This is a genomic window from Pseudomonas sp. HK3 (assembly GCF_052920985.1).
This window is the reverse complement of record NZ_JBREXD010000001.1, coordinates 2,042,667-2,063,970: the sequence shown is the minus strand read 5'-3', so window position 1 is coordinate 2,063,970 and position 21,304 is coordinate 2,042,667. Positions and strand designations below refer to the sequence as shown.

17 protein-coding genes and 2 pseudogenes are annotated in these 21,304 nt (G+C 43.6%); all 19 read right to left on the bottom strand.

The window, feature by feature from the left end; all coding sequences use genetic code 11:
• Positions 1 to 248: 248 nt before the first annotated feature.
• The 19 genes and pseudogenes from sufT to ACU6U9_RS09565 all read right to left on the bottom strand — a co-directional run bounded on the left by sufT (position 249) and on the right by ACU6U9_RS09565 (position 21,295).
• A complete protein-coding gene (gene sufT, locus ACU6U9_RS09655) occupies positions 249 to 782 on the bottom strand; it encodes a putative Fe-S cluster assembly protein SufT (protein WP_446734806.1) in 534 nt (177 codons plus the stop codon).
• Between the two features lie 115 nt (positions 783 to 897).
• A complete protein-coding gene (locus tag ACU6U9_RS09650; protein ID WP_446734805.1) occupies positions 898 to 1,257 on the bottom strand; it encodes a HesB/IscA family protein in 360 nt (119 codons plus the stop codon).
• A gap of 48 nt (positions 1,258 to 1,305) precedes the next feature.
• The gene (locus tag ACU6U9_RS09645; protein ID WP_446734804.1) at positions 1,306 to 2,523 is read right to left on the bottom strand and encodes an aminotransferase class V-fold PLP-dependent enzyme; all 1,218 of its coding nucleotides are present in this window, start codon (positions 2,521 to 2,523) and stop codon (positions 1,306 to 1,308) included.
• Between the two features lie 2 nt (positions 2,524 to 2,525).
• Positions 2,526 to 3,869: a Fe-S cluster assembly protein SufD gene (gene sufD, locus ACU6U9_RS09640; protein ID WP_446734803.1), complete on the bottom strand. Its 1,344-nt coding sequence runs from the start codon at positions 3,867 to 3,869 to the stop codon at positions 2,526 to 2,528.
• Between the two features lies 1 nt (position 3,870).
• Positions 3,871 to 4,620: a Fe-S cluster assembly ATPase SufC gene (sufC, locus tag ACU6U9_RS09635; protein ID WP_446734802.1), complete on the bottom strand. Its 750-nt coding sequence runs from the start codon at positions 4,618 to 4,620 to the stop codon at positions 3,871 to 3,873.
• Positions 4,621 to 4,703: 83 nt separating this feature from the next.
• Positions 4,704 to 6,149 carry a Fe-S cluster assembly protein SufB gene (gene sufB / locus ACU6U9_RS09630; protein ID WP_446734801.1) on the bottom strand — a complete coding sequence of 482 codons (1,446 nt, stop codon included), beginning with the start codon at positions 6,147 to 6,149 and terminating at the stop codon, positions 4,704 to 4,706.
• 22 nt (positions 6,150 to 6,171) lie between these two features.
• Positions 6,172 to 7,308 carry an IscS subfamily cysteine desulfurase gene (locus ACU6U9_RS09625; protein ID WP_446734800.1) on the bottom strand — a complete coding sequence of 379 codons (1,137 nt, stop codon included), beginning with the start codon at positions 7,306 to 7,308 and terminating at the stop codon, positions 6,172 to 6,174.
• 41 nt (positions 7,309 to 7,349) lie between these two features.
• A complete protein-coding gene (iscR, locus tag ACU6U9_RS09620) occupies positions 7,350 to 7,835 on the bottom strand; it encodes a Fe-S cluster assembly transcriptional regulator IscR (RefSeq protein ID WP_446734799.1) in 486 nt (161 codons plus the stop codon).
• Positions 7,836 to 8,075: 240 nt separating this feature from the next.
• Positions 8,076 to 12,015 (bottom strand): annotated as a pseudogene (gene cobN, locus ACU6U9_RS09615) (cobaltochelatase subunit CobN).
• Between the two features lie 3 nt (positions 12,016 to 12,018).
• The gene (cobW, locus tag ACU6U9_RS09610; protein WP_446734798.1) at positions 12,019 to 13,155 is read right to left on the bottom strand and encodes a cobalamin biosynthesis protein CobW; all 1,137 of its coding nucleotides are present in this window, start codon (positions 13,153 to 13,155) and stop codon (positions 12,019 to 12,021) included.
• A 35-nt stretch (positions 13,156 to 13,190) separates the two neighbouring features.
• Positions 13,191 to 13,988, bottom strand: coding sequence for a precorrin-4 C(11)-methyltransferase (gene cobM / locus ACU6U9_RS09605; RefSeq protein ID WP_446734797.1), 798 nt, complete (start codon positions 13,986 to 13,988; stop codon positions 13,191 to 13,193).
• The gene (cobJ, locus tag ACU6U9_RS09600) at positions 13,985 to 14,809 is read right to left on the bottom strand and encodes a precorrin-3B C(17)-methyltransferase (protein ID WP_446734796.1); all 825 of its coding nucleotides are present in this window, start codon (positions 14,807 to 14,809) and stop codon (positions 13,985 to 13,987) included. Before cobJ ends, cobM begins: the two co-directional genes overlap by 4 nt.
• A 46-nt stretch (positions 14,810 to 14,855) precedes the next feature.
• A complete protein-coding gene (locus ACU6U9_RS09595) occupies positions 14,856 to 15,635 on the bottom strand; it encodes a cobalamin biosynthesis protein (protein ID WP_446734795.1) in 780 nt (259 codons plus the stop codon).
• Positions 15,632 to 16,366, bottom strand: a complete 735-nt coding sequence (gene cobI / locus ACU6U9_RS09590) for a precorrin-2 C(20)-methyltransferase (RefSeq protein ID WP_446734794.1) — start codon at positions 16,364 to 16,366, stop codon at positions 15,632 to 15,634. The genes ACU6U9_RS09595 and cobI overlap by 4 nt, the downstream gene beginning before the upstream one ends.
• The gene (gene cbiE, locus ACU6U9_RS09585) at positions 16,359 to 17,624 is read right to left on the bottom strand and encodes a precorrin-6y C5,15-methyltransferase (decarboxylating) subunit CbiE (protein ID WP_446734793.1); all 1,266 of its coding nucleotides are present in this window, start codon (positions 17,622 to 17,624) and stop codon (positions 16,359 to 16,361) included. Before cbiE ends, cobI begins: the two co-directional genes overlap by 8 nt.
• A 1-nt stretch (position 17,625) precedes the next feature.
• The gene (locus tag ACU6U9_RS09580; protein ID WP_446734792.1) at positions 17,626 to 18,267 is read right to left on the bottom strand and encodes a precorrin-8X methylmutase; all 642 of its coding nucleotides are present in this window, start codon (positions 18,265 to 18,267) and stop codon (positions 17,626 to 17,628) included.
• A gap of 2 nt (positions 18,268 to 18,269) precedes the next feature.
• A complete protein-coding gene (locus ACU6U9_RS09575) occupies positions 18,270 to 19,310 on the bottom strand; it encodes a sirohydrochlorin chelatase (RefSeq protein WP_446734791.1) in 1,041 nt (346 codons plus the stop codon).
• Positions 19,311 to 19,376: 66 nt separating this feature from the next.
• Entirely contained in the window at positions 19,377 to 20,147 is a 771-nt protein-coding gene (locus ACU6U9_RS09570) for a precorrin-6A/cobalt-precorrin-6A reductase (RefSeq protein ID WP_446734790.1), read from the bottom strand.
• Positions 20,140 to 21,295: pseudogene (locus ACU6U9_RS09565) on the bottom strand (cobalt-precorrin-5B (C(1))-methyltransferase). Before ACU6U9_RS09565 ends, ACU6U9_RS09570 begins: the two are co-directional and overlap by 8 nt.
• Between the last annotated feature and the right edge of the window lie 9 nt (positions 21,296 to 21,304).

Sequence of the window (21,304 nt, the reverse complement as noted above, 5' to 3'; positions counted from 1 at the left end):
ATAAAATGTAAGGCTAAACGCCTGCTTTCGACTGTTTGTTTATTATTTTTATTTAAAATTGCGGGGCACACTATGACGTAAACCGTAAGATTTGAAAAGCCCCTAAGGTGAGTTTTGTAGGGAAAAGCGTACAACTATTACACAAATTAATAGCGAATAATGAATAAATCGAATAACCCAAAATCAAATAGTATGACCCACAAAAAATGCGGCTATTGCCGCATTTAATATGTCATTCAATTGGAAACCTAAAAAAACATTCCGGTTTCTAGCTGAGCTTCTTCGCTCATCATTTCACGCGACCACGGCGGGTCAAACACAAGCTCAACATGCACCGCTTTTACATTCGGCACCAATGCAGCACGATACTTAACATCACTTACAAGTACAGGCCCCATTCCACAAGCTGGTGCGGTCAATGTCATGTCGATAGAGACTTTCTTGGTATTTTGATCAATGCCTACTTTATATACCAAACCAAGGTCCACTAAGTTAACAGGGATCTCTGGATCATAAATAGTTTTCAGCGCTTGCCACACATCGTCTTCACGAATGCGATCACCATCCGCCGGGTCAAAGCTTAATGTTTCGGCTTCTAAACCTAATGCCGCTGCATCGGTGCCGTCAACGCGAGCCATATTGCCGTTATATACGACGGTATAATTGCCACCCAATGCTTGTGTCAATGTGACAAAGCTACCTGACGGAATTGTAATCTTGGTACCAACAGGCACTAAGCGCGCAGGAACATCTGTCTGCGCCACCACCATTCTTCTTTCCATAATTTGGAATTCTTACTTATAAAATATTGATTGAGTCATTTACAGTAGCGCAAGCAATGAAAGAAAAACCAAGCGGGTTTTCTTTCATTGTATGTATAAACGCATTCGCTACCGACTAAACATTAAAGCTTTCACCACAACCACATTCATCTTTTGCGTTGGGGTTATTAAACTTCATAACGCTGTTTAAGCCCTCTGTGGTGTAATCGATTTCGGTACCATTTACATATGGCAGCGCTTCTGCTGTCACATACAAGGTGACATCATCGGCAGGTTGAAATACTTTTTCGTTGCCTTTTATATCGGTCAGCAACTGCAAGTCATATTTAAAACCGGAGCAACCGCTTTTTTTCACACCAAGCACAATGCCTTTTGCATCTGCGTTGGTATTAAGTTGCTTGCGCGCATAGGCCAATGCTTTTTCTGTCATGGAGACAGTAATGTCATTGGGAGAAAATGTACTTACTTCACTCATTACAACCTCCTTTAACATGCGAATTAGTTTATAAACTAAGGCCCATGTTTATAAAAACATTTTTACTTTTTCGATGGCGGTGAATAATGCATCCACCTCAGCCTTCGTATTGTAAATTGAGAACGACGCACGGGCCGTTCCCGGAATTTTAAATTGCGCCATAATCGGCATCGCGCAATGATGTCCTGTTCGCACAGCAACACCTTGCTGATCAAGCAGCATACCCACATCGGCAGGATGCGCGCCATCCAATAAAAAGCTTAAAACACCGGCTTTTTTATTGGCCGTACCCACTACACGCAAGCCCTCACACAATGCTGCTTTTTGATGAGCATAGGCGAGCAACTCTTCTTCGTAGGCTAGCATCGCTTTTCGATCTAACGACATAACAAACTTAAGTGCCTCACCAAAACCAATCACACCCGCAATATTGGGTGTGCCCGATTCAAATTTAAACGGTAAGCCTTGATACGTCGTACCTGAAAAGCTCACCTTTTCAATCATTTCACCACCACCTTGTACCGGTGGCATTTGATCGAGTAATTCTTTTTTGCCGTACAAACAGCCAATACCAGTTGGGCCAAATACTTTATGGGCCGAGAACACATAAAAATCAGCATCTAAGACACGTACATCCACTTCAAAATGGGCAACGGCTTGCGCACCATCTATTAATACTTTGGCACCGACTGCATGGGATTGTTCAATAATATCGGCAACGGGGTTTATGGTACCCAGCGCGTTACTAACATGAACAACACTGACTAACTTAACCTTGGTGCTAAGCATATCTGCAAAGGCCGTCATATCTAACTCGCCCGCGTCACTCACAGGAATCACTTTCAGAACGGCCCCTGTACGCTCGCACAGCATTTGCCAAGGTACAATATTCGCGTGATGCTCCATGGCACTGATAAGAATTTCATCACCGGCTTTAATAAACGCCGCGCCAAAACTTTGTGCAACTAAGTTAATGCTTTCTGTGGTGCCACTAGTCCAGATAATTTCTTCGCTGTACTGTGCGTTCAAAAACTGTTGCACAATTTTACGAGATTCTTCAAATCCAATAGTGGCACGATCCGCCAAAACATGAGCACCGCGATGAACATTACTATTATCCATTCGATAATAATGCTCAACCGCATCAATCACCGCTTGTGGCTTTTGTGTGGTGGCGCCGTTATCTAAATACACCAACGGTTTATCATGTACCTGTTGATGTAAAATAGGAAACTGTTCACGAATGGCCGCTACATCAAATGACATAATTACCCCTGAGCATCGTCAGCAAGTAAGTGCTGAGTTAACGATTTATCGGTTGTAAACTGTTGTGCAAGCAAAGGACGCAGCGATACACGTAACGCATCCAGTGGAATACTTTCTAGTAACTCATTGATAAAGCCAAAGCTGAGCATTATCTCTGCTTGTTGAGCGCTGATACCACGACTGCACAAATAAAACTTCGCTTCTTCGTTTAGCTGCGCCACTGTCGCACCATGTGCACATTTAACATCGTCAGCGTAAATTTCTAATTCTGGTTTCGTATTAATTTGCGCTTTATCACTTAACAATAAATTCTTATTGCTTAATTGAGCCAATGTTTTTTGCGCATCCGGATGAATATGAATACGACCGTTAAATACAGCTTTAGAGCGATCAGCCATGATGCCGCGATACACTTCATTCGTCGTGCAATTAGGTGCTTTGTGTTCGATATAACTATGTATATCCACATGCTGATCATTTTTAGGCAAATAAACGCCCTTCATTTCGCAGTGACTGCCGCCAACGTTGTGATTAACCAATACATCAAAACGTTTAATTTGACCGCCTAATAACACTTGGTAACTGTTAAATTGGCTATCACGATTAAGGTCAACGTATACACCACCAAAGTGTAAGCTGCTTTCATGTTCTTTATGCAAACGATAATGGTGCAGCTGTGCGCCGTCACCTACAATCATTTCACTCACCTGATTCAACACAACATTTTGTGTTTCATCGGTTGATAAACATTGTTCAATGACCGTCGCTTGCGCATGTTGTTCAAGTACAACTAAGCAACGATTAAATGCAGTGGCTGAATGCGATTGCGCCTGTGTAATATTCACAATCTGAATCGGTTTCGCTAACTGGATATTTTTACTCACCAATACAAACACGCCATCATTAACCTGCGCATTGTTTAGCGCGGTGAACAAGTTACGCTCAGTTTCTGCGTTATTAGCTAAATGCTTTTCAATATGTGCACGTTGCTCAGCATTCGCTTCGCTAAAACGAACTAACTGAAAACCGTCTAACGATTCATCATCTGATAATTGTGCTTGAAACTGGCCATTAATAAATACCAGTTTAATCGCATCTAAACCGTCGATTGCAAAATCAACCGGAGACACATTCGCACTAATCGGTTCAACCGATTGGTTAAAATCTTGTTTGGTGAGCGCGTGCAAGCTTGTGTATTTCCAAGACTCTGTTTTACGCGTCGGAAACGGCATCGCTGCAAACGCACTCACACCTGCAGCGTTAACATTGTTAAATGTCTGTCCAGCTGCATTTGCTTGCACAAAAGACAAAGCTTGTTGATTAAACTCTGAAACTGCTTGTGTCATATTAAGCTGCTCCGTTTTCAATCCAGCCGTAGCCTTTTTCTTCAAGCTCAAGCGCTAGCTCTTTGCCGCCGGATTTTACAATTTTGCCGTCTGCCAATACATGTACAAAATCAGGTACGATGTAATCAAGCAAACGTTGGTAATGGGTTACCACAATAAAAGATCGATTAGGATCACGCTGTGAATTAACACCTTCAGCCACGACTTGTAACGCATCGATATCCAAACCAGAGTCGGTTTCATCTAAAATGCACAGTTTTGGCTCAAGCAACATCATTTGCATGATTTCGTTACGCTTTTTCTCACCGCCACTAAAACCTTCGTTTACGCCACGTTTTAAGAAGTTTTGATCTAAGTTGACCGCTTTACATTTTTCGCGAGCCAGTTTTAAAAATGTCACACTGTCCATTGGCTCTTGACCACGATGACTGCGCACCGAATCAACCGATGCTTTTAAAAACTCTAAATTGCTAACACCTGGGATTTCAACTGGATACTGAAACGCTAAGAACAAACCTTCACGGGCGCGCTCTTCTGTGCCCATTTCTAAAATATTTTTACCATCAAACTTCACGTCGCCGGCGGTTACTTCATAGCCTTCACGACCCGACAAAACATTGCCAAGGGTGCTTTTGCCCGCGCCGTTTGGTCCCATAATCGCATGGATTTCGCCCGGCTTAACTTCGATGCTTAAGCCTTTGAGAATTTCTTTGTTTTCAATACTTGCGTGTAAATTTTTGATGCTTAACATAATTCATTCCAATCTTGTTTGTAGGGCGGAAATATCAATCGCCGCATTTCAATTGGTGGGCAATGCCCACCCTACATAAACGTTTAACCGACCGAGCCTTCCAGTGACACTTCTAATAACTTGCCGGCTTCGACCGCAAATTCCATTGGCAATTCTTTAAATACTTCTTTACAGAAACCGTTCACAATCATAGAAACCGCTTTCTCTGGGTCTATGCCGCGTTGCTGACACAAAAACATTTGGTCGTCACTTACGGTTGATGTGGTCGCTTCATGTTCGATCACCGCACTTGGGTGCTTACTTTCGATATAAGGAAAAGTATGGGCGCCACATTTGTCACCAATCAACAACGAGTCACATTGTGTAAAGTTACGCGCGCCAGCTGCACTTGGATTCATGCGCACTAAGCCACGATAAGCATTTTGGCTCTTACCCGCGCTAATGCCTTTTGAGATAATCGTCGACTTAGTATTTTTACCTAAGTGAATCATTTTGGTGCCCGTATCGGCTTGTTGATGATTATTGGTTAGTGCAACCGAATAAAATTCACCAATAGCGTTATCCCCTTTTAAAATACAGCTTGGGTATTTCCATGTAACCGCAGAACCGGTTTCGACTTGCGTCCACGATACTTTTGCATTGGTATGCGCCACGGCACGCTTAGTTACAAAATTGTAAATACCACCTTTGCCGTTTTCATCACCTGGGTACCAGTTTTGTACTGTGCTGTATTTGATTTCAGCGTCATCTAGAACAATCAATTCAACCACTGCCGCGTGCAACTGATTTTCGTCACGCATTGGCGCAGTACAACCTTCAAGGTAACTGACGTGAGAACCTTCGTCGGCAATGATTAAGGTTCGCTCAAACTGACCCGTGTTTTGCTCGTTAATTCTGAAATACGTAGAAAGCTCCATCGGGCAACGCACGCCTTTAGGAATATAAACAAAGCTACCATCAGAGAACACGGCACAGTTAAGCGCAGAATAATAGTTATCACGCTGCGGCACGACTGAGCCTAAATATTTTTTAACCAGCTCAGGGTGTTTATGCACCGCTTCACTGATGGGCATAAAGATGACACCTGCTTCAGATAATTTTTCGCGAAACGTAGTGGCTACCGAAACAGAGTCAAATACGATGTCCATTGCAACATTAGCCACACCCGCCAGTACCGCTTGCTCGTGCAATGGAATGCCGAGTTTTTCATAGGTGCGCAGTAATTCTGGGTCTACTTCATCTAAAGACTGAGGCTTATCAGCCATGCTCTTTGGTGATGAATAGTAAGAAATATCTTGGAAGTTAATTTTTGGATAATGCACATGAGCCCATGTTGGCTCTTCCATTTCCAAGAATATAGCAAACGCTTTTAAGCGCCATTCAAGTAACCACTCAGGCTCGCCTTTTTTAGCGCTGATAAAACGAATAACGTCTTCGTTCAAACCAGGTGGTAAAGTGTCACTTTCTATATCGGTAACGAATCCTGCTGCGTATTCATTTTTGATATATTGATTAATGTCTTCGCTCATCAAACTGCTCCTAGTCACAACCCTAAACGGCTATGCCTCTCAGTCTTTGTACGGCAGTGGTCACACTGGCTACCGCCTGATTAATGTCATCTTCTGTGGTGAAGCGCCCCATCGAAAAACGAATGGAAGCGTGAGCCAATTCATCATCTAAGCCTATGGCTCTTAATACATACGACGGCGCCATTGTGGCCGAGTTACAGGCACTGCCAGAACTCACGGCTAAATCGTGTAAGGATAATAAAAGGGATTCACCATCTACATCAGAAAAGCTGATATTGGTAATATTGGCCACAGTATTGTCGCCATTAACGCAAACACCACCTAATGGCATTAAGCCGTCAGTTAACGTTTGTTTAAGAGCACTTAGGCGTGCTTCTTCTTGTGTAAGTTGTTCAACTGCCAATTGAGCTGCCAAGCCTAAACCAACAATTTGATGGGTCGCTAGTGTGCCGCTGCGCATGCCACGTTCGTGACCGCCACCATGAATTTGTGCACTCAATTTAACGCCGCGTCGCACAAATAATGCACCCATACCTTTTGGGCCATAAAATTTATGCGCACTGATTGAAAGTAAATCAATGGCGTCGCGTTCTAAATTTATTTCGACTTTTCCAAGTGCTTGGGCTGCGTCCACATGGAATAAAATATTTTTGCTGTGACAAAGCTCTGCGATTTGCGCGATAGGATTAATACACCCTAATTCGTTGTTCACGTACATCATGGAAACTAAAAACGTGTCGTCTTCTATTGCTTGCTCTATTTGTTCAACATCCACAAGGCCTGACCCTTGAGGTTGTAAGTACGTCACGCGGAACCCTTGTTGCTGTAAATAAGCACACACATCTAATACCGCTTTGTGCTCAATACTGCTGGTAATAATATGGCCTTTTAACTTACCCGCACAAACACCTTTAATGGCTAAATTGTTTGCTTCGGTTGCGCCGGATGTCCATACAATTTCGCGACTGTCACATTGCAGCGCTTTTGCTAATTGACCACGGGCATTTTCAACGGCTTCTTCGGCCATCCACCCAAATCGATGGGAGCGAGAGGCTGGGTTAGCAAAATTACCATCCAGAGTTAAGCAGGCAGCCATTGCTTCGGCCACTTGAGGATCCACTGGCGTAGTGGCTGCATAATCTAGATAAATAGGGGTCATATTGTCTCTACTACTTTGATTGATTAAACCGTAAACAACGCCTAAGCAGACGTTAGTGTAATCAGTGATTCTGTTTCAATCTTGTTGTGCGCACGCTCATCTTGGCGCTTTGCCACATCACGAATTTCTTTTCTACTAATTAAATCTTGAATACTAATATCATCTAAAAATTCATGTATCTGATGACTAAGATCTTGCCACAAATGATGAGTGAGACATTGATCTCCTTCTTGGCAATCACCTTTACCACGGCAACGCGTGGCGTCCATGGATTCATTTACCGCATCGACCACTTGAGCAATGCTGATTTCGCCTTCGCTGCGGGCCAGTCGATAACCACCACCGGGACCTCGCACAGATGAAACCAGTTCACTACGGCGCAGTTTTGCGAATAATTGCTCTAAGTAAGACAAGCTAATGCCTTGACGATTAGAGATATCATTCAAACTTACCGGCTTAGAGTGCCCATGTATGGCCAAATCAAGCATGGCTGTCACCGCATAGCGGCCTTTTGTTGTCAGTCTCATTGTCCGTACCCCTCATGTACAGTCAGCGATCTATAAAGCAGATTATCTTAAACCCGACTAAAACAGTCAACTATTTACTTGAGTAAAGTGAAGGGTTATTAGATTAAATGGACATGAGCACCAATTTCGGCGGGAAATTTTACCAGAAGAGACTGAAATTGGCTAAAAAGACACGTATATGAATGATTAATGCCCTAAATCACTGAAAGCGACCGATATAAGAAGTACATATATCGCTATTTATCCCTGCGTTTCTTTTTGCTGATCGATATTCAATAACAAGTTTTGCAAAGATGACTGATACTCGCCGGGGTCTTGCCATAAGTGACGCTGAATCGCTTCTAGCATACGCTCGGCCATTTCTTCTAGCGCATCGCGGTTATTTTCTTCTAAAAAGGCCTGATTCGTTTGATCAAAAATTAACGCATCGGCAACGCGCTCGTATTGGTAGTCATCAATGAGCCCTGTCGTGGCGTCATAAGCGAATAGATAGTCAACACTGGCAGCCATTTCAAACGCGCCTTTATAACCATGCTCTTGCATGGCCGATATCCATTTTGGGTTCAATACCCTAGACCGAATAACCCGATTAAGCTCTTCTTTTAATGTGCGAATTTTAGGCGCTGACGGATTAGCGTGATCACCATGGTAAACTCGTCGGGGCACTTTCTTTGAATACCGTGACCGCGTTACTCATGCCACCTTGAAATTGATAATAATCATCGCTGTCTAATAAATCGTGTTCCCGATTATCTTGGTTTTGTAATACAACCTCTAAGGTAGACAACTGATACTGAAAAGCCCCATGTGCGGCAATTGCGTCACCTAATTCATTGCCTATATCAATTTCAGAGTTATCACTTGAGTGTGCCGCATCGCCTTTTTGAACAGGCTGCCCGTATGCATAGCCTCCCCAATTTAAATAGGCATTGGCAAGATCATCGTTTTTCTCCCAGCAACGTTCGTCAATCAAGCCTTGTAGGCCTGCACCATACGCACCTGGCTTGCTGCCAAATACTCGAAAAGTGGCTTGCTGTTGCGCTGCTTGCGCGGTCACACCCTGCGCTTCTAGTTCTTTAACACGCTTTAAAACGTTTTGCCGGATAGTGTTACCAAAACCCGGTTCTTCTAATTTTGCAATGGCCTTTACTGCGGCATCAAACAAACGCATAACATTAGGAAAAGCATCACGAAAAAAACCGGATACCCGCAACGTTACATCCACTCTTGGGCGCTGCATTAACATGGTGGGCGTAATTTCAAAGTCCACTACCCGTTGTGAGCCAGCTGCCCAAATAGGCTTAACGCCCATCAACGCAAATGCTTGGGCAATGTCATCACCGCCCGTGCGCATAGTCGCGGTGCCCCAAACCGATAACCCTAATTGCTTAGGGTAATCCCCATGATCTTGAAGGTGTCGCTCGATAACGGCTTGTGCCGATTTTTGCCCCAGCGCCCATGCTGCGGGGGACGGAATAGAGCGGTTATCCACAGAGAAAAAATTACGCCCCGTAGGCAATGTGTCTAAGCGGCCTCTCGTCGGTGCGCCACTGGGCCCGGGTGGTACAAAGCCACCGCTTAAACCGGATAATATGGATTGTATTTCTAAGTGCGCACTTTGATGCAAGGCGGGGAATAATGTGTGCTTGGCATACTTAAGTTGCTGCGCCGTATTTGGTAACCACTCTGCTATTTCATGTAGCGGTTTTTCACTCAATACAAACCATTGGATACATTGCGCAGCCAGAACTTCAAGTGTGTCGCGAACATCGGCAGTGGTTCGCCACGAGCATTGCTCTAACCCAAAATACACACAAACTTTTGAGATGGCTAAATCATTTTGGGTAACGTGCAGCCATGGAATCACTTGGCTAATTAATGGGTCAAAGGCATCTTGTACAATGTAGAGCCCTAAGTCATGGGATAAGTTATGCAAAATACCTTGTGCATAAGCCGCTTGGCCTCGGGGCAAACGTAATAACGCTACGATCGTGTCTTTTAATTTATCGTTATCGGGCAATTCACCTAAGCGATGCAAACCGTGTCGAATTTGTGCTTCTTTGATATCGCACAGGTAGGTATCCAGTTGTTCAAAAATAGCGTCATCTTCAGGCGCCTCTTTTGATAACGAAAGGTTAAGCTCCTCTAAGATATGCTGTTGTTTTACTTCTTCTAAAATTTTATTTTTTAGCCATTGCTCACGCCTAATATCTAAACCCAGTGCTTGATAATATTCATCAACCAATGATTCAAGTGTTGCCAATTCGCCGTAGGTTTCTGCACGGGTCATGGGCGGCATGAGATGATCAATGATGACAGCTTGTGCTCTGCGCTTAGCTTGTGCGCCTTCGCCTGGATCATTCACAATAAACGGATAAAAATGCGGCATGGGGCCTAAAGCAATATCCGGCCAGCATTGATTTGAAAGGCCCGTGCCTTTGCCCGGTAGCCATTCTAGATTGCCGTGTTTGCCCACATGAATGACCGCATCCACTTCATAAACATGTCGTAGCCAAAAATAAAAGGCCAAATAACTGTGTGGCGGCACTAAGTCTGGATCGTGATAATTAGCCACCAAGTCGCGATCAAACCCTCTCGCAGGTTGAATACCAATAAAAGTTTCTCCTAAGCGCATGCCCGCTAACATCATACGCCCTTGTCGGCACTTAGGGTCTTGCTCTGGGCTGCCCCATTTTTCCCAAACTGCTTGTTGGTTTTCTATGGGTAATTGCTGGAAGTACTGCATATACACGTTTAAATCTAAACTCTGCCAGCACGGTAATTGGTGCAGTGTATTTGGGTTATTGGTAATAGAGCCAAGCAGTTCTTGAATGAGTTGAGTGCCATCATCGGGAATATGTCTAATAGGATAACCCGCCTGCTCAAGGGCTCGTAAAATAGTAACGGTGGAGGCAGGAGTATCCAGCCCGACGCCATTACCAATTCGCCCATCTTTTGTTGGGTAGTTGGCCATAATGATGGCAAGCTTTTTATCGGTGTTATTTTTTTTACCTAATTGGCAATATTTTTTTGCCAAAGCCGAAACAAAATCCGCACGCTCTTCATGCAAACCGTAACGCACCACCGACATTTGTGCCCGCGCGCTGTAATACCCTTCTGTTTTAAAACTAATAGCACGGGTAATAATACGCCCGTCCATTTCGGGTAAAACAACTTGCATGGCAATATCACGGCTGCGTAACCCTTGAGAATAATTTTTCCAATCGTCTTGTGTTGTGCTCGCTAGCATCAACTGGAACACAGGAATGTTACGTTCAAAGGGTGATAAAAAGTCACTGGGTTGATTTGATAACTCAGGAGCCGACACGCGATTACAGGCAAAGCCTGTGGTGTTCATAATGACAGACGCCTGGCTTTCATTTATCCACAGGCTTACTTGTGACATCACCTCTTTTTCTTTTAGTGATGTAACCGCTATGGGTAAAGGTTGTAACCCCATTAACTGCATTCGCTTAATAAGCGCATCAAACATTTGTGTATTAGCGCTTTGTAAATGGCTGCGATAAAACAATAAAGCACATACATTTTCATTAAGCGGCTGAGCATACTTTTGCCACATGGATAATTGATCAGTAAATTCACAATTCGGCCAATACAACAATGCACGTGGCAAGGGTTTTGGTGGCGCTAAGTCTGACGTTATTTCAATTTTCTTTATCTCAACTGAGCTTAAAAACTGTTGCTGCACATAACGCAATAAATTAACGCTGTTATTGACACCGCCTTCGCGTAAATAGCGCCATACGGTATACGCGTGTTCAACCGACACATTACTCGAGGCAAATAATTCTGGGTCAGGCGTGTCATCACCGGGCACAAAAATAAGATGCCGCCCGGTTTTGTTTTTCGCCCAAGCTTGTAATTGCTCAACGCCATAATCCCAATAGCTTTGCCCGCCCAAAAGTGATACCACCACAATCGAAGATTGTGACAGCACCTTGTCTTCATATAAATCAAACGCAGCAGGTTTTAAAAGATGCATCCAGTTTGCTAATCGCACACTGAGTGAATCGTGATCGTTTAATTCCACGGCGCTGGCCAATGCGCTTAAACTGCTATCCGCCGCTGATAAAATTATGATATCAGCAGGGGTTTGCTCTAAATCAACAATGCCTTCGTCTTCAACAAAGCCACCTGGCTGGGCTGCAAATAAATGCATGAATTAAGCTGACACCTCGGCATCTGTAACACTATTTTTGTCGATACACGCGGTTAATAACGTGGACTCAAGCGTGGCTTGATCAAATCCTTTACCTATAAACACAAGCTGGGTTTGACGGCTTTCTTCCGGCTGCCATAAACGATCAAAGTACACATCTAAGCGCTTACCAACCGCTTGCAGTACTTGGCGCATGGGTTTATTGGGTAAGGCTGCAAACCCTTTAATGCGATAAAGGGTATGGTTTGCAAGTAGGGTTTGAATCGCGGTTTGTAACTTATCGCCATCCACTTCACCTAGCGTGATCACACACGAATCAAAATGATCGTGTGCATGTTCATGGTGCTCACCATGTGCGTGGTGGTGATCATGATGGGTGTGCACGTGTTCAATACGATCTTCTGCGGCTGCGCCAATGCCCATTAATTCAATTAACGACGGGCTGTTTGATTCTTCACTGTCTTGTGGATGACTCACATATAAAGTTTTAACGCTGTTAGGCACTTTTGCGCCTACGATTTTTTCAACTAGCACGCGTTGATCATCACTGAGTAAATCGTTTTTACCTACCATGACTAAATCGGCGGCACTAAGCTGATCATCTAATAACTCTTGCAAACTTGGGTCGTGGTCTAGGCTTTCATCGGCTAGGCGTTGTGCCTGTACTAGATCTTCATCGTTAGCGAAACGACCAGCCGCCACGGCAGGGCCATCAATCAATGTGATGACAGAATCGACGGTGCAATGTTGTTTAATTTCAGGCCAGTTAAACGCTTGCACTAATGGTTTAGGTAAAGCCAAACCACTTGTTTCAATTAATATGTGGTCAATATCATCACGACGCTCAACCAACTTTTGCATCACAGGTAAAAACTCTTCTTCTACGGTGCAGCAAATACAACCATTGGCTAATTCATAAATGCCACTGTCACCTTCGCCTACAATCGAAGCCGCTTCGTCTTCGCAATCTAATGGGCAGCTACGTAATAAATCGGCATCGATATCTAGCTCACCAAATTCGTTCACAATAACGGCGATGCGTTTGCCCTTGGCTTGTTTCAGTAAGTTAGACAGTAACGTGGTTTTACCACTGCCTAAAAATCCAGTAACAATGGTGGCGGGAATTTTATTGAGTTGCATATTTAAGCATCCTGATTCTATTTGTTATTTAATTTTTAAGTAATCGCGCGTTTAACGGTTCTAGGTGTTGATGGTTTCACTTTTGGGCGGTACACGTGCGCTTGATTTTGATCATACAAATAGGAATCATCGAACTGCTCGGTGTTAAGCACGTGGCCCACTAAAATAAGTGCGGTGCGTGTGAATTTTTTATCACGTACTTTTTGAACAATATCGCTTAAACGTCCTTCAACTTTATCTTGGTCAGGCCATGATGTGCGATAGCACACAGCAACTGGACAGTCTTCACCATAAAAAGGAATTAACTCTTCAACGATTTTATGAATGCGCGTCACCCCTAAATGAATTACAAGCGTGGCACCCGATGCGGCTAATGCAGGTAAACGTTCGCGCTCTGGGAAAGGGGTTTTACCCTCGTAACGCGTCATGATAATGGTTTGTGAAACACCCGAAAGCGTAAGCTCTTTACCTAACCATGCAGCCGATGCCGACGTGGCCGTCACACCGGGAATCACTTCATAAGGAATATGCAAAGACTCTAAGCGGCGAATTTGTTCGCCTATGGCACCGTAAACAGACGGATCACCAGAATGCACACGGGCCACATTTTTACCTTGCTCATGTGCAATACAAATGTGTTGCATGATTTCTTCTAAATCAAGCGATGCGGTATCAATAATTTTTTCAGCGCTGGCTTCTGAGCTTTGTAAAATTTCTCGCGGCACCAAAGAGCCTGCATATAAAATAATAGGGCTTTGTTCGATAATGCGCTGAGCTTTAACGGTAATTAATTCTGGGTCACCTGGGCCTGCACCAACAAAATAAACGGTCATGCAGTTGCTCCTTCATTTGTTTCTATCGTATTTTCTACACCCAATTTCTTTTTATAACCGCGTGGGGTGTATACCCATTCTTTTTGAGTTTGAGTATTCACAATTCTGCGTGATTCACTGTTGCCCACAGACACCATGGTGAACATATCCACATCTTTTGCATCTAACTTATCTAACGTGGTAATAGTAATGGTTTCGTCTTGACGTGTGAGTTGACGACCAATTAATACAGGGGTAGAAGCAGGACGATATTGCAATAAAATATCGCGGGCGGTATTGAGTTGCCAATCTCGTTTTTTAGATACCGGATTATAAAAAGAAATCACAAAGTCGCCTTCACCTGCACTGTGTATGCGTTTTTCGATGGTTTCCCATGGCGTTAATAAATTGCTTAGCGATACGGTGCAAAAATCATGACCAAGCATGGCGCCTACTCGGCTCGCCCCCGCTTGCATGGCTGATATTCCGGGAATCACTTCGATGTCTACATCTAACCATTCAGGATGATCTTCATTGCCTTGAAGTTGCTGATCTAATAATTCAAATACCAAGGTGGCCATGGCATAAATACCAATATCACCACTGGATATAAGCGCGGTGGTTTTGCCACTGGCCGCCAAGTTTAAAGCTAAACGTGCACGACCGATTTCTTCACCTAATGGTAAATCGTGATGTTGCTTGTTTTTACACACATCACCCAGTAAATCTAAATACAAACCATACGCCACTAAATCGCTACTCGCTTTAATGGCTTCGTGGGCTTTTGGTGCAACTAGGTCGCTGGCGCCCGGCCCTGTTCCTACTACAAATAATTGTGTCATATTATGTTTCGCTAAAAGTGTAATTTGGCTTGTTATCCATTAATGCTCACAGGCGCGGATAACTTCTTGCAATCGCACACGTGGCTTTTGCATTTTTATGCTTGGGTAAAATAAGCTCGGCCACATCACAAGTTGCATGGCTGGCCCCAACCAGCGCTGCACTTTCGGCAACGCCGTAAACCCCTACGGTTTTAAATATATAATCGGATTTTGTGCTTAATTGATGTTCGACTTTTGCAAGCTCATGCTTTTGCCAAGTATCAAAAGGGCGTTGCATGATATCGGCTAACCAAATCAAACCGGTTTCATCGGCTTTTATATCAATGCTATTAACACTATGAATATCGCTTAATATTAAACCGGCTTTTGCCAAGCACTCATCTCTAATCTCCACCAAGTATTCATTTGGGCAATCACGCTCACATCCCATACCCAGTGTATAAATCGGTTTTAAATACGGTTTAGCCGTGGTGATAACCGCTGTGCCGTTTAATGCGTTGGCAATATCATTCGCCCAATCATTACTGCCGCCTTCATGACCTGAAATTAACGGCACAACAAATTGTCCTTTTTCATCAAGCACTAACACAGCAGGGTCTTCATATTTATTTTTTAGAACAGGGGCCAATGTGCGCACGGCAATACCCATGGCACAAATTAAAATTAATCGATCCCCTTGTGAAAAATACGATTGCACCGTTTGGGTAAACGGCGACGGTTTAAAAATAACGTCAGCTGTGTTCTCGTGATTATTTTGATTTAAGAGTGCATGAATCGTGTGGGCAAGTTTTAGGCCGGCCTCTGTGAGCGCAACAATACGTATCATGCGCGCCCCCTATTTTTTTGGGTCACTAAAAATAATGAAAAATATGGGCCTGTAGAGTCTGCTGGCAATAAAGATAAATCCGATATAATTCTTTGGTTTTCTCGACCGATGTATTCTAAATATTGGCCATCTTCAAACCGCTTGGTTTCTTTTAATAATGCCAATAATCTGGGCCTTGCCATGCCTGCCTTCATGATGACCACGGTGTCATGCAACAACAACGTCTGACAAATAATGTCATCATTGTGGCGACCGCTGATAACGGCGTACGATTCTTTCAATATGGTAAGTGGATTTTGCAACACAGCCGATGCCGATTGTGGCGAGGTGATACCCGGTATGACTTGGCACACGCATGCAGACTCTAGGCGTTCTAATAGATATGCGAATGAGCCAAAAAATAACGGGTCGCCTTCACATAAAAACACCACGTGTTTACCTGAACGTATGTATTCTGCAATTTTTACGGCCGCAGCATCATATACGGCACTGCCCACATTAGGATCACGGGACATGGGCATATAAATAGGATAATGAATCGCCGCGTGATCTCGCTCATCTACTAGTGTTTGTGCAATAAATAGGGATTGTGATTCATCTTTATCATTGACCAAATAGCAAATCACGTCGGCGGTTTTAATGATGCGCGCCGCTTTTAACGTGATGAGTTCAGGGTCTCCTGGCCCAACACCTACGCCCCAAAACATACCCTGTTGATTATGATCAGTCATGCTTTACCCATTTAAATAACGTAACCGGTAAATTTGGGCGATATAATAATTGCCCCGCTAGTTGGCCTGCTCGGCTTACCGTGATTTGGCTACTTTCAAATTCAGCGTCGCTGCATTCATCACGATGACTTAAAAACGCCATCAAAATATATTTGGTATCTTCTGTTACCGCACTGGCCATTAAGATTCCGCCAATGGGAAGTGTTGCCCAGCATTGCTTCAGCAATAAGGCCAATTCACCATCGCTGCCGCCGATAAAAATTTTATTGGGCTGTTTTAAATCATCTAATGCAGTAGGAGCACGACCAGAAACAATATGTAAGTTTTGCGATACGCCAAACTTTTCTTGATTGGATTTTAAACATTGAAGACGATCATTATGGTGCTCAATGGCAAAAACTAAATGCTGGGTTTGCCACAGTGCTAACTCGATAGCCACAGAACCACACCCTGCGCCTATGTCCCAAATCACATCACCACGGCTGGCTTGCATCATTGAAAGAATCGATAAGCGCACTTCTCGCTTAGTGATCATGCCTTTACCATGCTCGCCATCGGTAATGAATTGCGCATCGGGGATACCCGGAAACTCAGCACTATAGCGCTCACAATTTTGTGTTGAAATGATGCTCACATGCAAAGGGTCAAAAGAGCGTGCTGATATTTGTGGGTCGTTTATTTCAAACGTTCTAATGTTTTGTTCGTCATACCCCAATTTTTCACACACATGAATATGCCCACTTATAAATCCTAGTTGTTTGCATTCTTCAACTAATGCAGCAGGCGAACTGTTTTGATCCGTAAGCATTAACAACGTTTGGTTTTGTTTTATATGTCGGCGTAATGAATTTAACGGTCGCCCATGTAAACTGATCACATCCACATCTTGTAACGATAAACCCAGTTCATGGCAAGCCGCTTGTATGCTCGAAACCGCGGGATAAAACCGTAATTGGTTATTTGGGTATTGCTGTGAAAACCAGCGCCCAATACCAAAGTACAACGGATCACCCGATGCCAGTATGACGATGTTTGTATGACCAATAATTTGCTGTGATGATAACCATGCTGGTAATTCAGAAAATTTGGGAAAGTGATGGGTTTCTTGCTGGGTTAAATGCGATTCGATTACCGCTATTTGCCGTGCACTGCCTAACACGCTATCGGCTTGCTGCAATGCATTAAGCGCCTGCGGTGTGAGTTGTGCAGTTTGTGATACACCTAAACCAATAATGTGAAATATCATAGGCTGTAACATATTAATACCACTCGCCTTGATTGCATCTTAACAAAGCATTTACGGTGGCCGCCGAAACACCACTGCCGCCCATGCGCCCTAATAAGGTAATGCATTCAATGCCCAATTTTTTATGGGTGTCCCACAATGCTTGCTTAGATTCTGCCGCGCCAACAAACCCTACCGGCATACCAATAATAAGCGCGGGTTTATCGGCACCGCCTTCAATCATTTCTAATAATTTAAACAAGGCGGTTGGAGCATTGGCAATAACAACAACGCTGTCTTTAAGCTGGTCTTGCCATAAATCTAACGCGGCCATGGTGCGCGTTTCGCCTGCGGCTTTTGCCAATACTGGCACGCGAGGATCATTTAAATAGCAAATAGGTTCATGCTTGATCATGCGCTTGGTAATGCCTTGTTTGACCATTTCAACGTCACACAAAATACGCTGTGGATGCTCAAGTGCTGTACGACCTGCATCGCAGGCGTTGTCACTAAAAAAAACCTGTGACGCAATTTCGGGCATGCCCAATGTGTGAACAATCCGCATAACCACTTGTTGCTGCTGACGCGAGAGCTCAGACAAATTCGTTAATTCACGAATTTGTCGAAAGCTTTCTTGCTCGATGGCTTGAGGGTTTTTCTCAAACTGGTATGCCATGTTTAGTTTTCTTCAACTTGAAGTTTTGAATCATGGCCATGAGAGTGCGAATGAGAGTGGCTATGATCATGAGAATGTCCATGATGATGGTGATCATGATCGGCATCTGTGCCAATACCTTGTACGTGGTGGTGATGACTTTCTTGTACCGCGCCAACCTTATGCTCAGCGCCTACAATTTGAACGCGATACTGGCACAACTGACAATTCATATTTGGGTTGCCCGTTTCAATTTCTTCAAGCTTTTGCACAAACGTATCGATCACCTTTACATGATCATTTAAATACGGTGCTTTTACCACGGTTACATCAACGTGCGCCTTAGCGTAATCATCTACCCAGTTATGGATTTTTTTAATTAAACGTCCTGTAAACATAAAGTAAGGAAAGACGATCACTTGCTTAAACCCTAAACCATGTGCGCGCTCTAAACAGTCAGGGACTAATGGCGTTGTCACGCCGCTATAAGCGGTGGTTGCCCAACCAAACCCCATGCCTTCTTCAAGAAAACGCGTGATCTTACAAATATTGGAATTAGCATCCGCATCGGAGGCGCCACGGCCAACCACTAATAACAACGTATCTTTACGGTTATATTCACCACCCAGACGCTGCTTCATTTCAACTTCGGCCTGCTCAATACGAGCACTGGCGGCTTGAATCATTTTTGGGTTTACACCGAGCTCAGAGCCGTATTCTATGGTGACGCCGTATTGTTTTTGCATGGCGTTTAACTCACTCGGAATATCATTCTTAGCGTGGCCGCCAGCCATTAACATGCCAGGGATGGCATAAATATGAGTCACGCCTTTGGCAATCAATTTTTCAATGCCTTCTGAAATCATCGGACGTACAAATTCTAGAAAACCGGTTTCAACTAAACGGTCCGGGAAGCGTTGACGAAAATGATCCGCAAGCTGATAAAATTCTTTTACCGCATCAACATCTCGGGAACCGTGACCCACAAATAAAATAGCAGGTTTGGCTGCCACGTTTGGATTATCTTCTTTTACAATAAGATTATCTGTTGGCTGGTTTGTCATAATTTTCTCTCATGTTTTATATTGATTTTTATGCTTATGTTTGTGTTTAAAAATCAAGTTATTTATCTAATGGTTGTCATTCAAAATGTATGCTTTGCATGCATCTAGTGCTGTAAATTCTAAATCGGCCCTGGGCAACACAGGACGACTTAGCATAAATATTGGTATTTTCATCTTTCTAGCGGCTATTAACTTTGCTTGCGTGGCAGTACCACCACTGTTTTTGCAAACCAATGCATCAATATTATGCTGAGTTAACAAAGCGGCTTCGCATTGTTCTTCAAATGGCCCGACGGCTTTTATCCATGTGATTGATTCAGGTAAATCAATTTTCGGTTTTACAGCGGTTCTTAGCACTTGCTTTTGGTGTGTGTAACTTGCTAGCTTTTTTGTTTGCGCTTCACTTAATTGGCCTTGAGTTAAAAAAACATGCTGTTTATTTTTTAACTCATTAAATAACGTATTCCAGTCATCAAACTCACACCAATCATCGTCTGAGGTTTTTATCCAGGGCAACCTATTCAAACGCCAACACGGAATATTAATGTCTTGGGCGCTGGCCACCGCATGAGTACTCATATTGAACGCATAAGGGTGCGTAACATCTAAAATGGCATTTATGGATTGATCTTTTAAATATTGTGTTAAACCACCAAACTGAGTGAACCCACCTACTAATAATTCATACGGCACATTAGGAATACGCACCAAGCCCGCAATGCTGTAAACAACATGAACTCCGGCTTCGTATAAGGCATCAGCCATTTTTCGCCCGTCAGATGTGCCACCCAACAACAACAATTTAAAACCCGATGTATTCACGTTAAGTTTATTCATGGCTGCTACCAATAAACTGACCTTTACGATCAACGGCAAATATTTCGACCTCTATTACATCGGGTATAACAGCATGTACATTTTGCTTCGCGGCTTGGCAAACCAACGCAGCCAAATTCAAATTCTGAGCTTGGCATAACGCAAGCACTTCGATACTGGTGTTAGCTAAACGTATTTTTTCCTGTAATTCATCCGTACCACCGAGTTGTTTCGCCCAATGAGATAAACGCTCAAAATTAATAGACGATGCTTTGCTGTGTAAATCCATATGACCATCGGCTAATTTGGTTAACTTACCAAACCCAGCGCAAATGCTCACTTTCTGTGGCACGGTTTTGTTCCTGTTTAAATCGGCTTTTAATATGCTTTAGCAATGCGCCAATAAAATCACCCATTTCAATCATGGCCATTTCATTTAAATTATATTTTTGCTGAATGGCCTGCTCACTTAAGTTACCGGTACTGGCGGCGATGTGACTTAAATCATTTGCTAAGGCTACATCCACACCTTGATGAATAGACGCAATATACGCAGCACATGAAAACGGCCTAACAATGCCAGATGTCCCCAAGACCGATAAACCGCCCACAATACCCAAACGAGGGTTCATGGTTTTAAGTGCTAATGCCTCACCATCTTCTATGCCCACCGTAATTTGAAAACCGCCGTCATAACCAAGCTCTTCTGATAAGTGCTGTAAATGTTCCGTCATCATTTGTCGCGGTACTGGATTAATAGCAGGCTCACCAATCGCCAAAGAAAGACCTTCGCGTGTCACTGTGCCCACGCCTTTACCAGCCATAAATACATTTTTCTGATTGTTTATTTTTTTAAGTGACACCCATATTTTTGCACCGTGTGTGACATCAGGGTCATCACCTGCATCTTTAATTGTCGAGGCCGTTACGCTGCCATTGTTTTCACATACATCTAAAATCGAAAGTTCGACTACCTTGGCTGTGGCGTCATCTGTTTTTCGTTTTCGCCTAGGCAATGTCACACTGATGACTTGTGGGCCATACACCTTTTTAAACAAACCATTAACTGCCGCCACGCAACATGCTGTCGCGCAACAACCCGTTGTCAGCCCTGTCTTTAATTTGACAGGTTGTTCGCCATTTTTAGGCTCATGGCTTTCAGGCCACATGGTGTTTTT